Raw genomic sequence first — 23,050 nt, forward strand, 5'->3', positions numbered from 1 at the left:
GATGGAAAAATGGTTCGTCACGATGAAAAAGGCGGATTTTAATGGAATAGCAGAGAAATATCAGATTTCCCCGATCATTGCACGACTGATGAGAAACCGTGATGTGATCGGAGATGAAGCGATTGATTTTTATCTGAATGGAACAGTGGAGGATCTGTATGACGGCTTACTGATGAAAGATATGGATCGTGCGGTAGATATTCTTAAGGAGAAAATAGAAGAGGGAAAGAAAATCCGTGTGATCGGTGATTATGATATTGATGGAGTCAATGCAACGTATATTTTGCAACAGGGGCTTGCAGGACTTGGGGCAGATGTGGATACGGATATTCCGGACAGGATCAAAGATGGATATGGATTGAATCAGATGCTGATCGACCGTGCACTGGAGGATGATGTAGACACGATCGTTACCTGTGATAATGGAATTGCGGCAATGAGCGAGATCGCTTATGGAAAAGAAAATGGGATGACGATCGTTGTGACAGATCACCATGAAGTTCCGTATCTGGAAGAAAATGGGAAGAAAAAGTATCTCCTGCCACCGGCGGATGCAGTGGTCGATCCGCACAGAGCAGACTGTGAGTATCCATTTAAAGGGCTGTGCGGCGCAGCTGTAGCGTATAAGCTGGTTGAGGTTTTGTACAGAGTGTCTGGAAAGTCAGAGCAGGAGGTAGAACATCTGCAGGATAACCTGATGGAAAATGTTGCGATCGCCACGATCGGGGATGTGATGGATCTGGTTGGAGAGAATCGAGTCTTTGTGAAAAAAGGACTTGAGCTTCTGAAGACAACGAAGAATGAAGGGCTTCACGCCTTGATGCAATGTACCGGGGTAGATACAGCGAACCTGAATACTTATCATATCGGCTTTGTGCTCGGACCGTGCATCAATGCCGGTGGAAGACTGGATACAGCCAAGCGTGCACTGGAACTCCTTAATGCATCAAACCGGAGAGAGGCAGTGACACTGGCAGCAGATCTGAAAGAATTAAATGACAGTCGGAAAGAAATGACCGAAGAAGGTGTAGAAGAAGCTGTCCGGCAGATTGAATCAAGTTCCTGGAAGGACGACCAGGTGCTGGTCGTGTATCTTCCAAAGTGTCATGAAAGTATCGCCGGAATTATTGCGGGAAGGATCAAGGAACGTTATTATCGTCCGACCTTTGTACTGACAAGGGGAGAGACAGGAGTAAAAGGCTCCGGACGGTCGATCGAAGCATATGATATGTTTGCAGAAATGAGCCGCTGCAGGGAATTATTTACGAAGTTTGGAGGACATAAGCTGGCAGCAGGACTTTCCTTAGAAGAGGAAAATGTCGAAGTTTTTCGGAAACGGATCAATGAACTGGCGGATCTGACAGAAGAGGATCTGCAGATGAAGGTGTCGATCGATATGCGGCTTCCGTTTCCATATATTAATGAAGAGCTGATCCATGAGCTTAAGATATTGGAGCCTTTTGGAAAAGGCAATGGGAAACCGTTATTTGCAGAAAGTAAACTGCGTGTGATCCGGCCAAGAATCTTCGGAAAGAACCGGAATGTGCTGAAATGCAGACTGGAGGACCAGCAGGGAAATCAGATGGAAGCAGTTTATTTCGGAGAAGTGGAAGACTGTCTGCAGCAGATGGAAAAGAAGCAGATTATGTCTTTTACATACTATCCATCCATCAATGAGTACATGGGACGAAGAACAATTCAGCTTACAATTGTCAATTATCAGTAGATAATATCGAAAAAACCGTACAAATTGCTTAAAATGCAGAAGAATGGGAAGTTCTTATTTGAAAAAGGAAAAAATAGTGATATACTAAATCATATTAATTGTTCAGAACTAAGGATGAATGAAGGGGGAAGACGATATGGCAGGCACTCGGGAATATGAAGATCTGAATAAAAATCTGGAGATGGTGGACGGACATGCAGTAAAAGCACCAGAGGATTATCAGGATCCGGAGGAGTTATATCAGGCCTTAATAGCTCGTGTGCGTAAGTATCATCCTTCTGCGGATATTACGATGATTGAGAAGGCCTATCAGATAGGCAAAGAAGCGCATAAGGACCAGTTTCGTAAATCCGGAGAACCTTATATCATCCATCCACTCTGGGTGGCAATCATACTTGCAGATCTTGAGATGGATAAAGAGACGATCGTGGCAGGAATGCTTCATGACGTGGTAGAAGATACGACAATGACACTCGACGAGATCTCAACAGAGTTCGGCGAAGAGGTGGCACTTCTTGTAGACGGCGTTACCAAGCTGGGACAGTTGAACTATTCCAAGGACAAGCTGGAGGCCCAGGCAGAGAACTTGAGAAAGATGTTCCTTGCAATGGCGAAGGATATCCGTGTCATCATTGTAAAACTTGCAGACCGTCTGCATAATATGCGTACGATGGAGTTTATGACACCGGCGAAGCAGAAAGAGAAATCAAGAGAGACGATGGATATCTACGCTCCGATCGCTCAGCGTCTCGGTATTTCAAAGATCAAGACAGAACTCGATGACCTTTCTCTGAAATATTATCAGCCGGAAGTTTATAATCAGCTGGTTCATGATCTGAATGCACGTAAGACGGAACGTGAAGAATTTGTGCAACAGATCGTTGCTGAAGTATCAAAGCATATGAAGAATGCTGATATTGAAGCGAAAGTATACGGACGTGTAAAACATTTCTTCAGTATTTATAAGAAGATGGTGAATCAGAACAAGACACTTGACCAGGTGTATGACCTGTTCGCTGTCCGCATTATCGTAGATTCAGTGAAGGACTGTTACGCAGCACTCGGTGTGATCCATGAGATGTATACGCCGATTCCGGGGCGCTTTAAAGATTATATTGCTATGCCAAAGGCAAATATGTACCAGTCCCTGCACACAACGCTGATCGGACCGTCCGGACAGCCGTTCGAGATCCAGATCCGTACAGAAGAGATGCATAAGACAGCGGAATATGGTATCGCAGCACACTGGAAATATAAAGAGACAGGCGGAAGCAACACGAAAGGACTGAACACACAGGAAGAGAAGCTGAACTGGCTGCGTCAGATCCTGGAATGGCAGAGAGACATGTCTGATAACCGTGAGTTCTTAAGCCTGCTGAAAGGTGACCTGGATCTGTTCCAGGAAGATGTATACTGCTTCACACCGAACGGGGATGTGAAGAACCTTCCGAATGGCTCCACACCGGTTGACTTCGCCTATGCGATCCACAGTGCAGTCGGCAATAAGATGGTTGGCGCAAGAGTGAATGGCAAGCTTGTGAACATTGATTATAAGATTCAGAACGGAGACCGAATCGAGATCCTTACATCTCAGAATTCCAAGGGACCGAGCCGTGACTGGTTGAATATCGTCAAGAGTACACAGGCAAAGAGTAAGATCAATTCCTGGTTTAAAAAAGAATTTAAAGAAGATAATATTATCCGCGGAAAAGATCTGATCAGCGCTTACTGTAAGAGCAAGGGGATTAACCTGCCGGATGTGCTTAAACCGAAATATCAGCAGATCGTTCAGAAAAAGTACGGATTCCGTGATTGGGATGCAGTACTTGCAGCAATTGGACACGGCGGACTGAAAGAAGGGCAGGTTGTAAACCGTCTGCTCGAAGAGTATGAGAAAGAGCATAAGAAAGAGATCACAGACGAAAATATTTTAGAGAAGATTTCAGAAGCAAATAAACAGAGAGTACACATTGCCAAATCAAAGAGTGGAATCGTAGTGAAAGGAATCAATGATATGGCAGTACGTTTCTCAAAGTGCTGTAACCCGGTACCGGGAGATGAAATCGTCGGTTTTGTGACAAGAGGACGCGGAATGTCGATCCACAGAACAGATTGTATCAACATTATCAATCTGTCTGATGTGGAAAGATCCCGTTTGATCACAGCAGAGTGGGAAGAAAATGATCAGGATGAAGGCGGTCAGTATCTTGCAGAACTGAAGATATTTGCAGATGACAGAAGAGGTCTTCTGCTGGATGTATCAAAGGTATTTACCGAAGAGAAGATTGATGTGAAGTCCATGAATACCCGAACGAGCAAGAAGGGTACAGCGACAATGGAGATGGGATTTGTCGTACACGGAAGAGAAGAATTGAATCGTGTGATCGGAAAGCTCAGACAGATTGAAAATGTAATTGATATTGAGAGAACAACAGGCTGATCAAGGAAAAGTCGATGGAGGGAAAAGAATGAAGGTTGAAAGTATTGTACTTGGGTCTATTGGAACGAATTGCTACATTGTAACTAATGAAGAGACAAAGGAATGTTTTGCCGTAGATATGGCAGAATGTCCGCAGGAATATGTCAATTATATCAAGAACAATGGACTAGAAATGAAAGCATTGTTTCTGACGCATGGACATTTCGATCACATCATGGGAATTGATGATTTCCTCAAAGCCTTTCCTGTGCCGGTTTACGCAGGCGAAGACGAACTTCCTGTAATCGAAGATGACCGCCTGAATGTATCTTCTATGTACGGACCGAAATACGCATTCCACGGAGCAAAGCCGGTGAAAGACGGCCAGGTGATCGAATGCGCAGGGATTGAAGTTGATGTACTTCATACACCGGGACATACAGTAGGAGGATGCTGCTATTACCTTCCAAAAGAACACAGACTGTTCAGCGGAGATACACTGTTTTGTGCTTCCATCGGAAGAACAGACCTCCCAACAGGAAGCAGTAGCCAGCTGGTTCGCTCTGTGAAGGAGAAGATCATGATACTTCCGGAAGATACAAAGATCTATCCGGGACATATGGAAGAGACATCAGTTCAGTTTGAGAAGGAGCATAATCCATTCATATGATAAAGATAGAAAGTAAGAAGAACAAATTTACTTATAATGTATATCATGTCACGAAAGCATTTTATCCGAAAGAGGATATCGTGCAGACAGTAGATGAGAAGCAAGAACCACTGGTGAAGATACATTTGCCGGAAGGGACTTGCTTTTCCCTTGCACCGGAAGAATGCGTGCAGACAGAAGATGTGCAGGAAGAGAAACGCAATGTAACGAAGAAAGTCTATCAGTTTCTCTCAAAGCAGACAGGACAGGAACTTGCCTGGGGCATGCTGACCGGAGTCCGTCCGACAAAACTTGTAATGCAGAAAATCGAGCAGGGAATGACAAAAGAAGAAATCTTTGAATTTCTAAAAGAACAATATTGTGTTGGTGATAAAAAAGCACAGATCGCTTATGAAATTGCCTGCCGTGAGAAGGCACTTCTTGATCAGTTGGACTGCAAGAATGGCTATAGCCTGTATGCAGGAATTCCATTCTGTCCAAGCATCTGTTCCTACTGTTCCTTCAGCTCTTCACCAATTGCTGAGTGGAAAGATCAGGTCGATCGTTACCTCGATGCGATGATCAAAGAATTGAAGCTACCGCAAAGCTGATGCAGGGAAAGACACTGGATACCGTATATATCGGCGGCGGAACACCGACGACACTCGAGGCAGATCAGCTTGACCGACTGCTCGGTACAATCCGGGAGAATTTTGACTTAGAACATGTGCTTGAGTTTACAGTTGAAGCCGGAAGACCAGACAGTATCACACGAGAAAAACTTGAGGTAATCCGCAAATATCCGGTAACCCGCATCTCTGTCAACCCACAGACAATGCAGCAGAAGACACTGGATCTTGTCGGAAGAAAGCATACGGTAGAAGATGTAGAACAAATCTTCCACCTCGCACGTGAGCTTGGATTTGATAATATCAATATGGATCTGATCGCCGGACTTCCGGGAGAAGATGCGGCAGATATGCAGGATACACTTGAGAAGATCGAGAAGCTTCATCCGGATAGCCTGACAGTACACGCACTCGCGATTAAACGTGCTGCGAAGTTTGGCCAGGAAGGAAGAACAATGGATCCGGGAACAGAGATCACACAGATGGTCGAGGCGGCAGCAGCGTCAGCAGAACGCATGGGGCTTGTGCCATATTACCTGTATCGCCAGAAGAACATTGCCGGAAACTTCGAGAATGTCGGTTATGCAGAGCAGGACAAGGCTGGGGTGTATAACATCTTGATCATGGAAGAACGCCAGACAATTATTGCCTGCGGTGCCGGCTCTACGACAAAGCTTGTTTTGCCGGAGAAGATCAAGACAAGCAGTGGCAAAGAAACAAATCTGATCCGTGTAGAAAATGTGAAGAATATTACAGAATACATTGACCGTATTGATGAGATGATAGAGCGGAAAGAAGCGCTTTTTGAGAAATAGGAAAATTGAAAAGAATATGAGGGAGTGCAAGAAAGGACGGAGCTGCCGTGAGGCAGAGACGTCCTTTTAAATCATTACCCCAATCTACAGCTTCGCAAAACTTCCTAAGATAACCACAAGTTTGGTGTTAGAATAGCAATTCCCCTACATTAATAGTTGACATTTCGTATTACGAAAGTATAATAGTATAGGTGAGAGAAAGGAGAAGGCCTATGGCTAAGATGGGACGTCCGAAGTCAGACGTGATCAAAGATAAAATTGTGACAATCCGAATGTCTGCGGAGGAACATCAGAAACTTAGGGACTATTCTGAGAAGCATCAACAGACGATAACGGAAACCCTTAAAGAAGGAGTTGACTTATTATATAAGACTCGTGATTAAGGTGCATTTTTTATGAAGAACATTACGAAATCAAGAGATTATAGTAGTGAAAAGATAGAACGAAAAGGAGAAGTGCTATGGCATTAAAGAAAAAACCGGTAACAGGAATGAAAGATATTCTTCCTGCAGAGATGGAGATCAGAGATTATGTGATCGGTCTGATCAAAGAGACATATAGAAGCTTTGGATTCTCATCCATTGAGACACCATGTGTAGAGCATATCGAGAACCTGTGCAGTAAGCAGGGGGGAGATAATGAGAAGCTGATCTTCAAGATCTTAAAGCGTGGAGAGAAGCTGAGACTTGCAGAGGCGAAGGAAGAAGCTGATCTTGTAGATGGGGGACTTCGTTATGACCTGACACTTCCGCTGTCCAGATATTATGCAAATCATTCTAATGAGCTTCCGGCACCGTTTAAAGCACTCCAGATGGGAAGTGTATGGCGTGCCGACCGTCCGCAGAGAGGACGTTACCGTCAGTTTATGCAGTGTGATATCGATATTCTTGGCGAGCCGTCTAACCTTGCTGAGATCGAGCTGATCCTTGCTACAACATCTCTGCTTGGAAAACTGGATTTCAATAACTTTACAATCCGTATCAATGACCGCCGTTTCCTGAAGGCAATGGCAGCTTACAGTGGATTTGAAGAGAAAGATTATGACAGCGTATTCATTACACTGGATAAGATGGACAAGATCGGTCTTGATGGTGTTGCAGCAGAGATGAAGGAAAATGGATATGCAGAGGAATCTGTTGAGAAATATCTTCAGTTGTTCAAGGAGATTACAGGGGACGTAGAAGGTGTTCGTGCATGTAAAGAGAAACTTCAGGGATTTCTTCCGGAAGATGCAGCAGATTCTCTTGAAATGATCATTACAAGTGTAGAGAGTGCGAAGGAAGCAGATTTCCGTATGCTGTTTGATCCTACACTGGTACGTGGAATGTCTTACTATACAGGAACTATTTTTGAGATTTCTATGGATGAGTTCGGCGGATCTGTAGGTGGCGGCGGACGCTACGACAAGATGATCGGTAAGTTTACAGGACAGGATACACCGGCAGTTGGATTCTCTATCGGATTTGAACGTATTGTCATGCTTCTGATGGAGCGTGGATACAAAGTTCCGACAAGTAAAGAGAAGAAGGCATTCTTGATCGAGAAGAATATGCCGAAGGAAGGTATGCTCAAGGTTCTTGATCTTGCGAAGAAGGAGCGTGCAGCAGGCCGTCAGGTAATGATCATGAACATGAAGAAGAATAAGAAGTTCCAGAAGGAGCAGCTTGCAGAACAGGGATACACAGATATTACAGAGTGCTACAGAGATTCTGTTGATAACTTATAGAAAAAAGGGAAAGGAAGTAAATAACCATGGCTGAATCAATGCAGGGGCTTAAGAGAACACACCGTTGTGGTGAACTCTCAGTAGCCAATGTTGGGGAAACTGTAACTATCATGGGATGGGTACAGAAGAATAGAAATAAAGGAGGACTTGTATTTACAGACGTAAGAGATCGTTCTGGAATTATACAGGTTGTATGTGAAGAAGGAACTACAGACGCAGCGATCATTGAGAAAGCAGCATCTTTACGTGCAGAGTATGTAGTTGCTGTTGTCGGAAAAGTTGAGAAACGTTCCGGTGCAGTGAATGATAAGATCGCGACAGGTGAGATCGAGGTGATCCCTAGCGAACTTCGTGTACTTTCTGAGTCACAGACACCTCCGTTCCCGATTGAAGAAAACTCAAAGACAAAGGAAGACATCCGTCTGAAATATCGTTATCTTGACCTTAGAAGACCGGATCTGCAGAGAAATCTTCGTATGAAGAGTCAGGTTATGACACTGACACGTCAGTTCTTCTCAGATGAAGGATTCCTTGAAGTAGAGACTCCAATGCTTGGAAAGACAACTCCGGAAGGCGCGAGAGATTATCTTGTACCAAGCCGTATTCATCCGGGATCTTTCTACGGACTTCCACAGTCTCCGCAGCTTTATAAACAGCTTCTGATGTGTTCAGGCGTAGACCGTTACATCCAGATTGCAAGATGTTTCCGTGATGAGGATCTTCGTGCGGACAGACAGCCGGAATTCACACAGATCGATATGGAGCTTTCTTTCGTTGACGTAGATGATGTTATCGAAGTAAATGAAAAGTATCTTAAGAAACTTTTCAAAGAAGTTCTTGATGTAGACGTACAGCTTCCAATCCAGAGAATGACATGGCAGGAAGCAATGAACCGTTATGGTTCTGACAAGCCGGATCTTCGTTTCGGAATGGAACTGAAAGATGTATCTGATGTAGTGAAAGGCTGTGGATTCGCAGTATTTACAGGCGCGCTTGAGAATGGCGGAAGTGTTCGTGGTATCAATGCCAAAGGACAGGGCAGCATGCCGAGAAAGAAGATCGACAAGCTGACAGCATTTGTTAAAGATTACGGCGCTAAGGGACTGGCTTATGTTGCACTCCAGGAAGATGGAACAGTGAAGTCTTCATTTGCAAAATTCATGACAGACGAGCAGATGGATGCACTTGTAAAAGCAATGGATGGAGAGCCGGGAGACCTGCTTCTCTTTGCTGCTGACAAGAATAAAGTAGTATGGGATTCTCTTGGAGCACTCCGTGTTGAGCTTGCAAAACAGCTTGAACTTCTTGATAAAAATGAGTATCGTTTTGTATGGATCACAGAGTTCCCGCTGCTTGAGTGGAGCGAGGAGCAGAATCGTTTCGTTGCAATGCACCACCCATTTACAATGCCGATGGAAGAAGATATCCAGTATATCGAGTCTGATCCGGGAAGAGTTCGTGCGAAAGCATACGATATCGTTCTGAACGGAAATGAGATTGGTGGCGGTAGTGTCAGAATCTTCCAGGATGATATCCAGGAAATGATGTTCAAGGCACTTGGCTTTACAAAAGAGCAGGCTTACAGCCAGTTCGGATTCCTTCTGGATGCGTTTAAATACGGAGTTCCGCCGCACGCAGGACTTGCTTACGGTCTTGACCGTCTTGTTATGCTTATGGCAAAACAGGACAGCATCCGTGACGTAATCGCATTCCCGAAGATCAAAGATGCATCCTGCCTTATGACAGAGGCTCCGACACCGGCTTCCGAGAAGCAGCTGGAAGAGCTTAGCCTTGCTGTGGAGGCACAGGAAGAAACAGTTGAAGAATAAATGGTAATTTTTCTGACAATATCAAAAGAAATTTGAAATATAATAAAATTTCTCTTGACAAATAGAAAGTGAACGACTACAATAAGACACATCAAAAGCAAAAACCGATGAGAAAGAGAAGTAGGTTTTAGAAGAGATCACAGAGAGCAGCAGGTGGTGGGATTGCTGTATGGATTCTGATTCTGAATGGACTTTCGAGGGCGGCCTGAAATGAAAAGAGTAGGAACCGCCGGGAACCGAACCCGTTATCAATCAGGAGCGTATGTTAGTACGTGAGAAAGTGGACGAACGTCAATTTGAGTGGTACCGCGATAATAATGAATTTTATTACCGTCTCAAGCAATAAGCTTGAGGCGGTTTTTTGTATATCAGGAAAGTTGATTTATAAAAAGAAATCCACAGTTTATTGACAAGAATCCCAAATCGGCTCCTTTGCTTTTGCAGAAATATTAAAAAAGAAAAAAGGAGACAACAATTATGAAAAAGAGAGTATTAGCAGTTATTTTAGGAGCAGTAATGACAATGAGCCTTGCAGCATGCGGATCATCTGATGCAGGAAAGACATCTTCCAATGATGGAGAGAAGAGCTACACAATCGGTATTTCCCAGTTCGCAGAGCATGGTTCTCTTGATAATTGCCGTGAGGGATTTTTAGAAGGATTGAAAGAAGAAGGAATCGAGGAAGGTAAGAACCTGACAGTAGAAGTGAAGAATGCAGCTGCAGATCAGGGAACAGCAAAACAGATCAGTGATGGATTTGTTTCAGACAAAGTGGATCTTGTATGTGCAATCGCAACACCGAGTGCGCAGGCTGCTTATAATTCAGCAATGAACTCCGACATTCCGGCTGTATACACAGCAGTTACAGACCCGGTTGCAGCAAAGCTTGCGAAAGAGGATGGAACACCTGCAGGAAATGTAACAGGAACAAGTGATGAACTTCCGATCAAAGCACAGCTTGAGATGATCCGTGAGATGCTTCTGGATGCAAAGAATATTGGAATCCTTTACACAACAAGCGAAGCAAACTCTGTATCCGCTCTTGCAAAATATAAAGAGCTTGCCGGAGACTATGGATTCACGATCGTTGACAAAGGAATCGCACAGACAGCCGATATCTCTCTTGCAACAGATGAGCTTCTGGCAGAGGTTGACTGCCTGACAAATCTTACAGATAACACAGTAGTTGCTTCCCTTGCAACAATCCTTGATAAAGCAAATAAGCAGAACATTCCGGTGTTCGGAAGTGAGATCGAGCAGGTAAAGATAGGATGTCTGGCAGCCGAAGGACTTGACTATGTAGCTCTTGGAAAACAGACAGGTAAGATGGCAGCAGAGATTCTGAAAGGTGAGAAGAAAGCATCTGAGATGAACTTTGAGACGATTATAGAACCAGGTTTCTATGTAAATGAAAAAGTTGCTGAAAACCTTGGGGTTACAGTTCCACAGGATCTTGCAGATGAAGCAGTAGAGCGCTTTACAGAGATTACAAAATAGTATTGAAACAGAGAGGTTAACACATTATGGGGATTTATATTACGATTTTAGAACAGGGACTGATCTACGGAATCCTGGCGCTTGGGGTATACATCACTTATAAGATCCTGGATTTTCCGGATCTGACAGTAGATGGAAGCTTTCCACTTGGAGCCGCACTGACAGCGACGATGATCACAAGAGGCGTTCATCCAATTCTGACACTGCCGGCATCATTCCTGATCGGTGTGCTTGCCGGAGCCTGCACAGGCCTGATTCATGTAAAATTCAAGGTAAGAGATCTCTTATCCGGAATTATCATGATGACAGCACTGTGGACGATCAACTTAAGACTGGCAGGAACAGCAAATGTCCCAATCTTTGGAGATGACAGTATCTTTGATAATGCATCCGTAAATGGAATCTTTCAAGATGGCCTTTCTAATTATAAGGTACTTGTGATCGTGTTAGTCATAGCAGTGATCAGTAAAGTGTTATTAGATCTTTACATGAAGACGAAATCAGGTTTCTTGCTCCGTGCGGTAGGAGATAATGACGTATTGGTTACATCTCTTGCAAAAGATCAGGGAAATGTAAAAATCTTAGGACTTGCAATTGCAAACGGACTTGTTGCTCTTTCAGGAAGTATTTTCTGTCAGGAGCAGCGCGTATTTGAAATCTCAAGTGGAACCGGTGCAATCGTAATCGGTTTGGCAAGTGTTATTATCGGAACAAGTTTATTTAAAAATCTATCCTTTATGAAAGCAACAACGGCAGTGCTGATCGGGTCTGTGATCTATAAAGCCTGTGTCGCAGCAGCGTTGAAGTTCTTTGAACCACAGGACATGAAACTGATCACAGCGGTATTATTCCTTTTGATCCTGGTGATCGGGGGAGAACGCAGAAAGAAGGTGAAGAAGAATGCTCGAGCTTAGAAATATTGAAAAATACTACAATCCGGGGACCATCAATGAGATGTGCCTGTTCGACAAATTCAATCTGACCGTAGACAAGGGAGAATTCGTCTCTGTAGTCGGAAGTAATGGTTCGGGTAAGACTTCTATGCTGAACATCCTCTGTGGAAGTATTCCGGTAGACGGCGGACAGATCCTGATGAACGGTGAAGATATCACAACGAAGAAAGAATTTAAGAGAAACCAGAAGATTGGCCGTGTCTATCAGAATCCGGCAATGGGAACCTGTCCGACAATGACGATTCTTGAAAATATGTCTCTTGCAGACAATAAAGGAAAATTCTTTGGCCTCAGTTCCGGAATCAATAAGGCGCGTAAAGAATATTATCGTGAAATTTTAAGCCAGCTTGGACTTGGACTTGAGAATAAAATGGATGTGAAAGTAGGATCTCTTTCTGGTGGACAGCGTCAGGCAATCGCTCTTCTGATGTCTACGATGACACCGATCGATTTCCTGATCCTTGATGAGCATACAGCGGCGTTGGATCCGAAAACAGCAGAACTGATCATGGAATTGACAGGGAAGATTGTAGAAGAGAAAAAGCTTACAACGATCATGGTTACGCATAATCTTCGCTACGCGGTGGAATACGGAAACCGCCTGCTGATGATGCATCAGGGTGAAGTTGTGATGGATCTCAAAGGAAAAGAAAAAGAAGAACTTCAGGTAGAAGATATCTTGAGCAAGTTCAATGAGATCAGTATAGAGTGTGGAAATTAAATACTCAAAAATACAAAGAAAGGATTGATAGCTGTCATTTAGACAACTGTCAATCCTTTTTAAAGCTTTTTATTCGTCCCATCCTTCGTAGAATCGGATATTTACGGAAATATTCCTTACAATCTCATCTTCAGCAAGTTCAATATCTTCCAGATCAGATACATGTGGGAAGATTGGATCCTCTTCTTCTAATTCAACAGTGATCCATGTTCTTGCAGCTTCGTTTGCATTGTCGATCGCGTCGTCCAAAGTTTCTCCGGATGCCTCGCAGCATTCGAGATCCGGGAAATGTGCGTCATAGCCTCCATCTTCCTTCTTACGGAATACGGCTGGATATATAAATTTCATTTCATAATTCCTCCTGGTTTCTAAAACATAATCTGTTACTTAGTATAGTTGATAAAAAATAAAATGGCAAGAGGGGAACGTTTTAGATATGAAAAAAGCACTTAAATCTTTAAAGATCTAAGTGCTTCAGAGCGACAGACGGGGTTCGAACCCGCGACCCCAACCTTGGCAAGGTTGTACTCTACCAACTGAGCCACTGTCGCATAACTTATTGTTCCGACGAACAATAGATATGTTACTACAAGATCATTAAAATGTCAACAGAAAATAATAAAAAAATTAGAGAAAATGAAAAAATTAAGTCTAAGACTTCCTAGTGAAAGAAAATCATGCTATACTGTGGTTACTGTGACTTAAAACAACAGATGTGAAAAGAAGGATGTTGTAAATCTTTGTTCTATAATAAAAGAACAAATTACACAGGGATAAAAGATGAAAGAGGTGTCCATAATGAAAACAGTAAAGGTAGCAATTCTCGGACTTGGAACAGTAGGATCCGGTGTCTATAAACTGATTCAGAAGCGTGCTGATGTGATGGAGAAGACAATCGGTGCTCAGATGGAAGTGAAGAAGATTCTTGTTCGCAATATAAATAAGAAGAGAGAGGGTGTAGACGCTTCTCTTTTGACAGATAATTGGAACGATATTGTTGAAGATGATGAGATTCAGATCGTAATTGAAGTTATGGGCGGTATGGAGCCGGCGAAGACGATGATCCTTGAGGCACTCAGAGCCGGTAAGAATGTAGTTTCTGCGAATAAGGACCTGATTGCAGAGGAAGGACATGTACTTCTTGCAACAGCAGAGGAGCATCATGTTGATTTCCTGTTTGAGGCAGCAGTTGCCGGAGCAATTCCGATCATTCGTCCGATGAAGCAGTGCCTGGCTGTAAATGACATCTCTGAAGTTGTCGGTATCGTGAATGGTACTACAAACTACATTTTGACAAAGATGACAGAAGAAGGAATGGATTTCTCAGATGCACTTGAGAAGGCTCAGGAGCTTGGATTTGCTGAGGCTGACCCGACATCAGATGTAGAAGGTCTTGATGCGGGACGTAAGGTAGCGATCATGGCTTCGATCGCGTTCCATTCCAGAGTAGTATTTCCTAACGTATTTACAGAAGGAATCACAAAGATCACAGCGAAAGATATCGAGTATGCGAAAGAATTTGACAGTGTGATCAAACTGCTTGGTGTAGCACATAACACAGAGAGTGGAATTGAAGTAGGTGTTTACCCAATGATGATCCATAAGGATCACCCACTTGCATCTGTAAGAGATTCTTTCAATGCTGTATTTGTTCATGGAGATGCAGCAGATGATGCAATGTTCTATGGTCGTGGTGCAGGAGAGTTCCCGACAGCCAGTGCAGTTATGGGAGATGTGATCGATGTTGCGAGAAATATGGCATATGGCTGCAATGGAAGAATCAGCTGTACATGTTATAAGAACCTTCCGGTAAAAGACATCGGGGATGTGAAGAATAAGTTCTTTATCCGTATGCAGGTGACAAATGAACCAGGTGTTCTTGCAGCAGTTGCAGAGGTGTTTGGTAATCATAAGGTTAGTATCACAAGAGTTGTTCAGGAACATACACAGCCACAGCAGGCAGAGCTTGTTATTGTAACTGAGAGTGTGAAAGAGAAATATATGAAGCACGCCCTGGAAGAGCTTCTGGCACTGCCTAGCATTCTGGAAGTGAGCAGTATTATCCGCGAGTATTAATCAGAAGAAGGAGAAAAATAGTTGAGTTACGCAGATAAAGTATTTATTGATATGTGCAGAGACATTATAGAGAATGGAACAAGCACAGAGGGTGAGAAGGTACGCCCAAGATGGGAGGACGGAACACCGGCATATACCATTAAGAAATTTGGAGTGGTCAACCGCTATGACTTGTCTAAGGAATTTCCGGCACTGACTCTTAGAAGAACCGGGATCAAGAGCTGTGTGGATGAGATGCTCTGGATCTGGCAGAAGAAGTCGAATAATATTAATGATCTGAACAGTCATATCTGGGACAGTTGGGCTGATGAGGATGGTTCGATCGGAAAAGCCTATGGTTATCAGATGCAGGTGAAGCATCAGTATAAAGAAGGCATAATGGATCAGGTAGACCGCGTGATTTATGATTTGAAGAATAATCCGTATAGTCGTCGTATTATGACAAATATTTACGTGCATCAGGATCTTCATGAGATGAATCTGTATCCATGTGCATATAGTATGACATTTAATGTGACAAAGGAAAAAGACAGTGACAAGCTTACACTAAATGGAATTCTTAACCAGCGTTCTCAGGATGTCCTTGCGGCAAATAACTGGAATGTGTGTCAGTATGCGGTATTGCTTCATATGTTGGCACAGGTATGTGACATGAAGGTCGGAGAGTTTGTTCATGTGATCGCAGATGCACATATTTATGACCGACATGTTCCGATGATTGAGGAACTGATCTCAAGAGAACCGCTTCCGGCACCGAAGTTCTGGCTGAACCCGGAAGTGAAAGACTTCTATGATTTCACACCGGATGATGTGAAACTGGAAGGATATGAGACACATCCGCAGATTAAGAATATACCAATCGCTGTGTAAAGGAGAAGAAGTATGCAGGCAATCGTAGCAGCAGATAATAATTGGGGAATCGGTTACCAGAACAGACTGCTGGTGAGCATTCCATCAGATATGAAGTTCTTTCGCCAGAAAACAACAGGAAATGTTGTAGTTATGGGACGAAAGACACTGGAAAGTTTCCCAAACGGACTTCCTTTGAAGAATAGAGTGAATATTGTTCTTACGAAGAATAAAAATTATCAGGTGAAAGATGCAGTGATCGTTCACTCAGAGGAAGAACTTTTAGAAGAATTGAAGAAGTATCCGAGTGAGAAGATTTATGTGATCGGTGGCGAGAGCATTTACAAGATGATGCTTCCATATTGTGATACTGTATATGTAACAAAGATAGACCGTGAATTCCAGGCAGACACTTATTTCCCGAATCTGGATCATATGGAAGATTGGAAGATGACGGAAGAAGGAGAAGAACAGACTTGTTTTGATCTGGAATTTGCTTTTACAAAATATGAGCGCTGCTAAAACAGATGCTGTGAAAGTGTAAAAGCGTAAAAGTGAGAAGATGAATTTGAAGATGAAGAAGAGAAGAGTAAGAGACTTTCTGCTTGCAGGAAGTCTTATTCTTGGAATGATGCTGACCGGGTGTGGAATGTCCGGGCAGCAGACAGAGCAAAACGGGGGAAAAGAACAGAATAAAGTAGAAAATGAAAAGATTAGTGTTGTAGCGACAATCTTTCCGCAGTATGATTTTGTGCGTCAGATCGCGGGAGAGAATGTGGAACTTAAGATGCTTTTAAAACCGGGTGAGGAGACACATTCTTATGAGCCGACGCCACAGGATATTATTGCGATCCAGAACAGTGATCTGTTTATCTATGTGGGCGGCGAGAATGATGCCTGGGTAGAAGACATTCTTGAATCAATGCCGGACAACGGGAGAAAGACTCTGAAGCTGGTGGATTGTGTTGACACGGTGGAAGAGGAACATGTGGAAGGAATGAAAGAAGAGCGTGGTCATGATCATGACGAGGATGATGCGGAGCATGAAGAGCACGAAGTGGAGCATGAAGAGGACGAAGCAGATCATGAAGAGCATGGACAGGAAGAAACACATTCTGTACATGAAATTGATGAACATGTGTGGACATCTCCGTTAAATGCGGTGAAGATCGTCGAGCAGATCAAAGAAGAGCTCTGCGAGATTGATTCGGAAAATGCACCTGATTATGAAGAAAATGCAGAAGCTTATGTAGCACAATTGAAAGAATTGGATCAGGAATTTCAGGATGTGGTGGATCAGTCAAAACGAAAGCTGATGATTTTCGGAGACAGATTTCCGTTCCGTTATTTTGCAGAAGCGTATGGTCTGGATTATTATGCAGCATTTTCAGGATGTGCTTCGGACACAGAGCCAAGCGCAGCTACAATGGCATTTTTAATCAATAAAGTACAGGATGAGAATATTAAAACAGTATTAAAAATGGAACTTAGCAACGAAAATATTGCGAAAGCTATTGCAGAAGCAACAAACGCTGATGTGAAAGAATTTTATAGCTGTCATAATCTGACAGCAGAGCAGTTTGCAGATGGAGAGACATATCTGAGTCTTATGGAGAAAAATGTTGAAACATTAAGGGAGGTGTTGAACTGATGGCGTTGATTAAATGTGAAAATGTATCCATTGGATATGAAGGACAGATGGTCGTACATGACTTGGATTTTGAGATTAATCAGGGAGACTACCTCTGTATTGTCGGAGAAAATGGTTCCGGAAAAAGTACACTTGTAAAGAGTCTTTTGGGACTGAAGAATGTGGATAAAGGCAAGATTGTTTTTGATGATGGATTAAAACAGACAGAGATCGGATATCTTCCACAGCAGACAGATGTGAAGAAAGATTTTCCGGCCAGTGTTTATGAGGTGGTTCTTTCCGGTCGGTTGAACAGCAGAGGGATGAAACCGTTTTATACAGCAGAAGATAAGAAGCAGGCGTGGGAGAAGATGGACATGCTTGGAATCCGTGATCTCGCAAAACAATGTTTCCGAGATCTGTCCGGTGGACAAAGACAGCGTGTTCTGCTTGCAAGAGCATTGTGTGCGACCAAGAAACTCTTGCTTCTTGACGAACCGGTCACAGGATTGGATCCAATTGTGACAGCAGAATTCTATCAATTGATCAGTCGAATCAATAGGGAATCCGGGATTGCAGTTGTTATGGTTTCGCATGATATCGAGAGTGCTGTAGAATATGCAAGTCATATCCTTCATTTACAGGAAACAGTGCTGTACTTTGGAAAAGCAGATGGATACGAGAAGAGTCGTGCCGGCAAGACATTCTTAGGAGGTGAGACACATGTTTAATACAGTGATTGAGATGTTGTCTTATCCTTTTATGACAAGAGCATTTCTTGTAGGATCATTGGTCGCATTGTGCTCTGCATTATTGGGAGTCAGTCTTGTGTTGAAACGCTATTCGATGATCGGTGACGGACTTTCTCATGTAGGGTTCGGCGCTATGGCGATCGCGGCCGCAATGAACGCAGCTCCACTTACAATCGCAATCCCGGTTGTTATTGTAGCAGCGATTCTGCTTCTTCGAATCAGCGGGAATGCAAAGATCAAAGGAGATGCGGCAATTGCACTGATTTCTACAACGTCACTAGCAGTTGGCGTGATGGTGATCTCATTGACAACAGGAATGAATACGGATGTATATAATTATATGTTTGGAAGCATTCTTGCGATGAGTGCGGAGGATGTGAAGTTAAGTCTTGTACTTTCCGTTTTTGTACTCATCCTGTTTATTGTTTTTTATCACAAGATATTTGCAATTACATTTGATGAGACATTTGCCCGTGCAACAGGTGTAAAAGCAGGAGTTTACAATACGTTGATCGCTGTACTTACAGCAGTGACGATCGTGCTTGGAATGCGTATGATGGGAGCATTATTGATCTCGAGCCTGATCATTTTCCCGGCATTGACATCAATGAGAGTGTGCAGGACATTTAAAAGTGTCATAATAAACGCAGCAGTAATCTCTGTGGTGTGTCTGATTGCAGGAGTAACTCTTTCATATGTTGCGGCAACCCCGGCGGGAGCCAGTGTTGTTCTTGCCAATCTTGTAATGATGGTTCTGTATACAGTAGTCGGAGTTGTGAAAAATCATATGCGATAGATTAAATAAGATCAAGAACTCGACGTTGACAAGATATTTTTTAACACTTATAATTAATTTACGCTTTACGCAAATACGAAGACAGGGAGTCGTACACAGCTTGTGGATGTACAGAGGCTTATCTCTGAATTCAGATGATGACATGGATAGATCTGGTTGTTGATACAGGTACTGTGAACGGTAAATACTGGATATTCGCCCTGGGCATGAAGGTCATGCTTGGGGCTTTCTTTTTTGAAAAGGGAGGTATATAGATTGAAACAGATTTCAGGAAACAAATTACTTGTAAGAGCGCTGAAGGAAGAAGGCGTGGATACCATTTTCGGTTATCCGGGAGCATGTACGATTGATATCAGTGACGAATTGTACAAGCAGGATGATATTCGGATCATTCTGCCAAGACATGAGCAGGCACTGGTTCATGAGGCGGATGCTTATGCCAGAACAACGGGGAAGGTAGGTGTCTGTCTTGTTACAAGCGGACCGGGAGCTACAAACCTTGTTACAGGGCTTGCAACAGCGAATTATGACAGTGTACCTCTTGTATGTTTTACTGGTCAGGTAGCAAGACCACTGATCGGAAATGATGCATTCCAGGAGGTTGATATTGTAGGAATTACACGCAGTATTACGAAATACGGTGTTATTGTACGAAACAGAGAGGATCTTGGAAGAATCATTAAAGAAGCCTTTTATATTGCAAGAACGGGAAGACCTGGACCGGTATTGATCGACCTTCCGAAGGATGTGATGGCAGAGCTTGGAAGTGCGGATTATCCGGATACAGTCAATATCCGCGGATATAAGCCGAATACGAACGTGCATATGGGACAGATGAAGCGTGCGCTTAAGATGCTGAAAAAGGCAAAGAAGCCGTTATTCCTTGCGGGAGGTGGTGTGAATATTGCACGTGCGAATGAGATATTTACAGAAGTTGTAGAGAAGACGGAAGTTCCGGTTGTTACAACGATCATGGGGCGTGGAGCAGTTCCGACAGATCACCCGCTTTATATAGGAAATCTTGGAATGCACGGAGCATATGCTTCGAATATGGCGGTCAGCGAATGTGATCTTTTATTCTCGATCGGAACACGCTTTAATGACCGTATTACAGGTAAGCTGCATGAATTTGCACCGAATGCACAGATCGTTCATATTGATATCGATACAGCGTCTATTTCAAGAAATATTCATGTTGATGTGCCGATTGTTGCGGATGCGCTTGAGGCAGTAACAAAGATGAATGAATATGTAGAGCACTGCGAGACGAAGAAGTGGAGAAAGCAGATCGCAGAGTGGAAGGAAGAACATCCTCTGACAATGAAGAACCGCGTGGATATGGGACCACAGGATATTATAGAAGAGATCAATCGTCAGTTTGACAACGCGATCATTGCAACAGATGTAGGTCAGCATCAGATGTTTACAACACAGTATATCGAGATCACCAAGAATAAGCAGCTGATCACTTCCGGTGGACTTGGAACAATGGGATATGGTTTCCCGGCTGCAATCGGAGCGAAGCTTGGTAATCCGGATAAGGACGTTATTGCAATCTCCGGAGACGGTGGTATGCAGATGAACATTCAGGAATTTGCCACAGCAGTATTGGAAGAACTTCCATTGATTCTCTGTGTATTTAACAATGAATATCTTGGTATGGTACGTCAGTGGCAGAAGCTGTTCTATGGAAAACGTTACAGTATGACGAACCTGAAATCAGGAGCACTTTTCCGCAGAACAAACGGGCAGGAGATGCCGGAGTACACACCGGATTTTGTGAAGCTTGCAGAGAGCTACGGAGCTAAAGGAATCCGTGTTATGAAGAAAGAAGATATCGCAGCTGCGTTTGAAGAGGCGAAGAAGAATACAAAGACACCGACACTGATCGAGTTCGTTATCAATCCGGAAGAACTTGTATATCCGATGGTTCAGCCGGGCGGAACACTTGAAGATTTGATCATGGATTGTTAATCGATTAGAACAGAAAATATAGGTTAGCGAGGAAGAGATATGGATAATAATATGAAAAAGAGATGGATTTCTCTCTATGTAGAAAACCAGGTTGGTGTACTTTCGAAGATTTCCGGTTTATTTTCCGGGAAATGTTATAACCTGGACAGTCTGACAGTTGGAACAACAGAAGACCCGACCGTTTCCAGAATGACAATTGCAACAGTCAGCGATGATGAGACATTTGAGCAGATCAAGAAGCAGCTTAACCGTATGATTGAAGTAATTAAAGTAATTGATTTTACAGACGTATTTGTAAGAATGAAAGAGATTCTTTATGTAAAAGTCTTAAAATGTACACCGGAAGATAAGGTTGAGATCTTTCAGATCGCAGAGACATTTAAGGCGAAAGTAATCGATTACGGAAAAGATAGTCTTCTGGTTGAGTTTGTACAGACTGCGACAAAGAATGATGCAGTTGTGAAGTTGATGAAGGAAGAATTTAAGAGCATTGAAGTTGTCCGAGGCGGAAGCGTTGGAATTGAGTCGATCAGCATGATGGAAAGATAATTAATAAAAAAGTATCAGAAGCAAATTTAAAAGTTTCTGATATTTTTATTTATATGTTTTTTGATTTTGTATCCATTTGTGATTTGCTATTACAAACGGAATAATACTGTTGCAATATTAAAGTAAATCAGGATTGAGAAGGTATCCACCAGTGTTGTGATCAGTGGAGATGCCATGATCGCAGGGTCGAGATTTACTTTCTTGGCAAGAAGTGGGAGGATACATCCAACCAGCTTTGCCATGATTACGGTTCCCATCAGGGAGCAGGCAATCACAACTGCAAGTCCTGGATTGTGATACTGTATAAAGATACGTACGCCGTTGGCAACAGCAAGAAAAGCACCGACGATCAAAGAGATACGGAATTCTTTGAACATGACTTTGAAAAGATCTGTAAAACGGATCTCATCCAGTGCGATTCCACGGATGATCAGTGTTGCGCTCTGGGAACCACAGTTTCCACCGGTATCCATCAGCATTGGGATGAAGGATACAAGAAGAGGGATGGCTGCGAATGCATTTTCATATCTTGTAATGATCGTTCCTGTGATGATGGAAGTGAACATCAAGATCAAAAGCCATGGGATACGGTTCTTTGCATGCTGAAGAACGGATGTTTCAAAATATGTCTTCTCACTAGGGTTGATGGCAGCCATCTTTGTGATATCCTCTGTGGCCTCATCTACCATAACATCCATAGCATCGTCGAATGTAACAATACCAACCATGCGACCGTCCTGGTCAATAACAGGGAGCGCAAGCAGGTCATACTTTGTGAACAGCTGTGCAACCTGTTCCTGGTCAGCGTGTGTATACACGGAGATGATCTCTGTCTCCATCAGGTCTTTGATCGGAACATTGTCATCTGTTGTCATCAAATCTTTTGCACTTACGATACCGACCAGTTTTCTTCGTTCTGTGATATAGCAGGTGTAAATGGTCTCTTTATGGATTCCGGTCTTCTTGATATGTGCCATCGCCTGTCCGACAGTCATTTCCTCACGCAGGTCTACATATTCCGTTGTCATGATACTTCCGGCACTGTCTTCCGGATAGTTCAGCAGCTGGTTGATCATGCTACGGTCTGACGCGCTGACGGTAGCCAGAATTCGCTTTACAAGATTTGCCGGGAGTTCTTCCAGCATATCGACCGTATCGTCCATATAGAGGTCGTCTAAGAGCTCTTTCAGCTCTTTCTCAGTAAACATTGTTACCAGATAAGTCTGCATGGAAGTGTCCATATTGGAAAATACTTCAGCAGCTTTATCTTTTGGAATAAGACGAAAAGCAAGAGCCAGTTCTTTATCACTTAAAGTTGAGAGAAGAGAGGCTATGTCCACTTCGTTCATTACATCGAGAATACTTCTGACAGCTTTGAATTCGCGCTGCGCCAGAAGCTTTATAAAAATATCTTTGTCCATGATAATTACCTCGCATTATTTTATTTTTGTCTATTGAGC

The 23,050-nt window shown here is 43.1% G+C and carries 21 protein-coding genes, 1 tRNA gene and 1 other annotated feature; of the genes, 19 read left to right on the plus strand and 3 right to left on the minus strand.

Going from position 1 to position 23,050, the window contains the following annotated elements; translation table 11 throughout:
* Nucleotide 1: 1 nt before the first annotated feature.
* The 11 genes from recJ (at nt 2) to DXB52_RS05595 (ending at nt 12,964) form a co-directional block, all read left to right on the plus strand.
* The gene (gene recJ, locus DXB52_RS05550; RefSeq protein ID WP_118106703.1) at nt 2–1,726 is read left to right on the plus strand and encodes a single-stranded-DNA-specific exonuclease RecJ; all 1,725 of its coding nucleotides are present in this window, start codon (nt 2–4) and stop codon (nt 1,724–1,726) included.
* 136 nt (nt 1,727–1,862) lie between these two features.
* Complete coding sequence (locus tag DXB52_RS05555) at nt 1,863–4,166, plus strand: RelA/SpoT family protein (protein ID WP_117579806.1); 2,304 nt, start codon at nt 1,863–1,865, stop codon at nt 4,164–4,166.
* Nucleotides 4,167–4,194: 28 nt separating this feature from the next.
* Nucleotides 4,195–4,815: an MBL fold metallo-hydrolase gene (locus DXB52_RS05560; protein WP_117579808.1), complete on the plus strand. Its 621-nt coding sequence runs from the start codon at nt 4,195–4,197 to the stop codon at nt 4,813–4,815.
* Entirely contained in the window at nt 4,812–5,405 is a 594-nt protein-coding gene (locus tag DXB52_RS16730) for a hypothetical protein (protein WP_472519974.1), read from the plus strand. The genes DXB52_RS05560 and DXB52_RS16730 overlap by 4 nt, the downstream gene beginning before the upstream one ends.
* The gene (gene hemZ, locus DXB52_RS16735; RefSeq protein WP_472519975.1) at nt 5,405–6,238 is read left to right on the plus strand and encodes a coproporphyrinogen dehydrogenase HemZ; all 834 of its coding nucleotides are present in this window, start codon (nt 5,405–5,407) and stop codon (nt 6,236–6,238) included. Before DXB52_RS16730 ends, hemZ begins: the two co-directional genes overlap by 1 nt.
* Before the next feature lie 212 nt (nt 6,239–6,450).
* A complete protein-coding gene (locus DXB52_RS05570) occupies nt 6,451–6,621 on the plus strand; it encodes a hypothetical protein (protein WP_020436816.1) in 171 nt (56 codons plus the stop codon).
* 77 nt (nt 6,622–6,698) lie between these two features.
* The gene (hisS, locus tag DXB52_RS05575) at nt 6,699–7,964 is read left to right on the plus strand and encodes a histidine--tRNA ligase (RefSeq protein WP_015529458.1); all 1,266 of its coding nucleotides are present in this window, start codon (nt 6,699–6,701) and stop codon (nt 7,962–7,964) included.
* Between the two features lie 26 nt (nt 7,965–7,990).
* The gene (gene aspS / locus DXB52_RS05580) at nt 7,991–9,793 is read left to right on the plus strand and encodes an aspartate--tRNA ligase (protein ID WP_118106704.1); all 1,803 of its coding nucleotides are present in this window, start codon (nt 7,991–7,993) and stop codon (nt 9,791–9,793) included.
* 98 nt (nt 9,794–9,891) lie between these two features.
* Nucleotides 9,892–10,134, plus strand: a binding site (T-box leader).
* A 136-nt stretch (nt 10,135–10,270) separates the two neighbouring features.
* On the plus strand, nt 10,271–11,290 hold the full coding sequence (locus DXB52_RS05585) for an ABC transporter substrate-binding protein (RefSeq protein WP_118106705.1): 1,020 nt from the start codon (nt 10,271–10,273) through the stop codon (nt 11,288–11,290).
* Between the two features lie 26 nt (nt 11,291–11,316).
* A complete protein-coding gene (locus DXB52_RS05590) occupies nt 11,317–12,204 on the plus strand; it encodes an ABC transporter permease (RefSeq protein ID WP_118106706.1) in 888 nt (295 codons plus the stop codon).
* Nucleotides 12,191–12,964, plus strand: a complete 774-nt coding sequence (locus DXB52_RS05595) for an ABC transporter ATP-binding protein (protein ID WP_118106707.1) — start codon at nt 12,191–12,193, stop codon at nt 12,962–12,964. Before DXB52_RS05590 ends, DXB52_RS05595 begins: the two co-directional genes overlap by 14 nt.
* Nucleotides 12,965–13,033: 69 nt before the next feature.
* On the opposite strand, the gene DXB52_RS05600 is transcribed toward DXB52_RS05595, so the two are convergent.
* Together DXB52_RS05600 and DXB52_RS05605 are read right to left on the minus strand one after the other, a co-directional pair.
* Entirely contained in the window at nt 13,034–13,312 is a 279-nt protein-coding gene (locus tag DXB52_RS05600; protein WP_015529464.1) for a type II toxin-antitoxin system HicB family antitoxin, read from the minus strand.
* 130 nt (nt 13,313–13,442) lie between these two features.
* Nucleotides 13,443–13,515, minus strand: a tRNA-Gly gene (locus DXB52_RS05605).
* 247 nt (nt 13,516–13,762) lie between these two features.
* On the opposite strand from DXB52_RS05605, the gene DXB52_RS05610 reads away from it, so the two are divergent.
* The 8 genes from DXB52_RS05610 (at nt 13,763) to ilvN (ending at nt 21,590) form a co-directional block, all read left to right on the plus strand.
* Nucleotides 13,763–15,040 carry a homoserine dehydrogenase gene (locus DXB52_RS05610; protein WP_117836581.1) on the plus strand — a complete coding sequence of 426 codons (1,278 nt, stop codon included), beginning with the start codon at nt 13,763–13,765 and terminating at the stop codon, nt 15,038–15,040.
* A 21-nt stretch (nt 15,041–15,061) separates the two neighbouring features.
* Nucleotides 15,062–15,910 carry a thymidylate synthase gene (thyA, locus tag DXB52_RS05615; protein ID WP_118106708.1) on the plus strand — a complete coding sequence of 283 codons (849 nt, stop codon included), beginning with the start codon at nt 15,062–15,064 and terminating at the stop codon, nt 15,908–15,910.
* Between the two features lie 12 nt (nt 15,911–15,922).
* Complete coding sequence (locus tag DXB52_RS05620; RefSeq protein WP_117579363.1) at nt 15,923–16,411, plus strand: dihydrofolate reductase; 489 nt, start codon at nt 15,923–15,925, stop codon at nt 16,409–16,411.
* Between the two features lie 52 nt (nt 16,412–16,463).
* Complete coding sequence (locus DXB52_RS05625) at nt 16,464–17,540, plus strand: metal ABC transporter substrate-binding protein (protein WP_118106709.1); 1,077 nt, start codon at nt 16,464–16,466, stop codon at nt 17,538–17,540.
* Nucleotides 17,540–18,250, plus strand: a complete 711-nt coding sequence (locus tag DXB52_RS05630) for a metal ABC transporter ATP-binding protein (protein WP_118106710.1) — start codon at nt 17,540–17,542, stop codon at nt 18,248–18,250. The genes DXB52_RS05625 and DXB52_RS05630 overlap by 1 nt, the downstream gene beginning before the upstream one ends.
* Complete coding sequence (locus DXB52_RS05635; RefSeq protein ID WP_117579360.1) at nt 18,243–19,067, plus strand: metal ABC transporter permease; 825 nt, start codon at nt 18,243–18,245, stop codon at nt 19,065–19,067. Before DXB52_RS05630 ends, DXB52_RS05635 begins: the two co-directional genes overlap by 8 nt.
* Nucleotides 19,068–19,322: 255 nt before the next feature.
* Nucleotides 19,323–21,041 carry a biosynthetic-type acetolactate synthase large subunit gene (gene ilvB / locus DXB52_RS05640; RefSeq protein WP_117541944.1) on the plus strand — a complete coding sequence of 573 codons (1,719 nt, stop codon included), beginning with the start codon at nt 19,323–19,325 and terminating at the stop codon, nt 21,039–21,041.
* Between the two features lie 51 nt (nt 21,042–21,092).
* The gene (ilvN, locus tag DXB52_RS05645; RefSeq protein WP_330580631.1) at nt 21,093–21,590 is read left to right on the plus strand and encodes an acetolactate synthase small subunit; all 498 of its coding nucleotides are present in this window, start codon (nt 21,093–21,095) and stop codon (nt 21,588–21,590) included.
* 89 nt (nt 21,591–21,679) lie between these two features.
* Here the strand turns inward: ilvN and mgtE are convergent, their stop codons facing one another.
* Nucleotides 21,680–23,011 carry a magnesium transporter gene (mgtE, locus tag DXB52_RS05650; protein WP_015529472.1) on the minus strand — a complete coding sequence of 444 codons (1,332 nt, stop codon included), beginning with the start codon at nt 23,009–23,011 and terminating at the stop codon, nt 21,680–21,682.
* Nucleotides 23,012–23,050: the final 39 nt, after the last annotated feature.

The sequence above is a fragment of the Ruminococcus sp. OM04-4AA genome (assembly GCF_003462585.1).
Taxonomy (GTDB): domain Bacteria; phylum Bacillota; class Clostridia; order Lachnospirales; family Lachnospiraceae; genus Mediterraneibacter; species Mediterraneibacter faecis.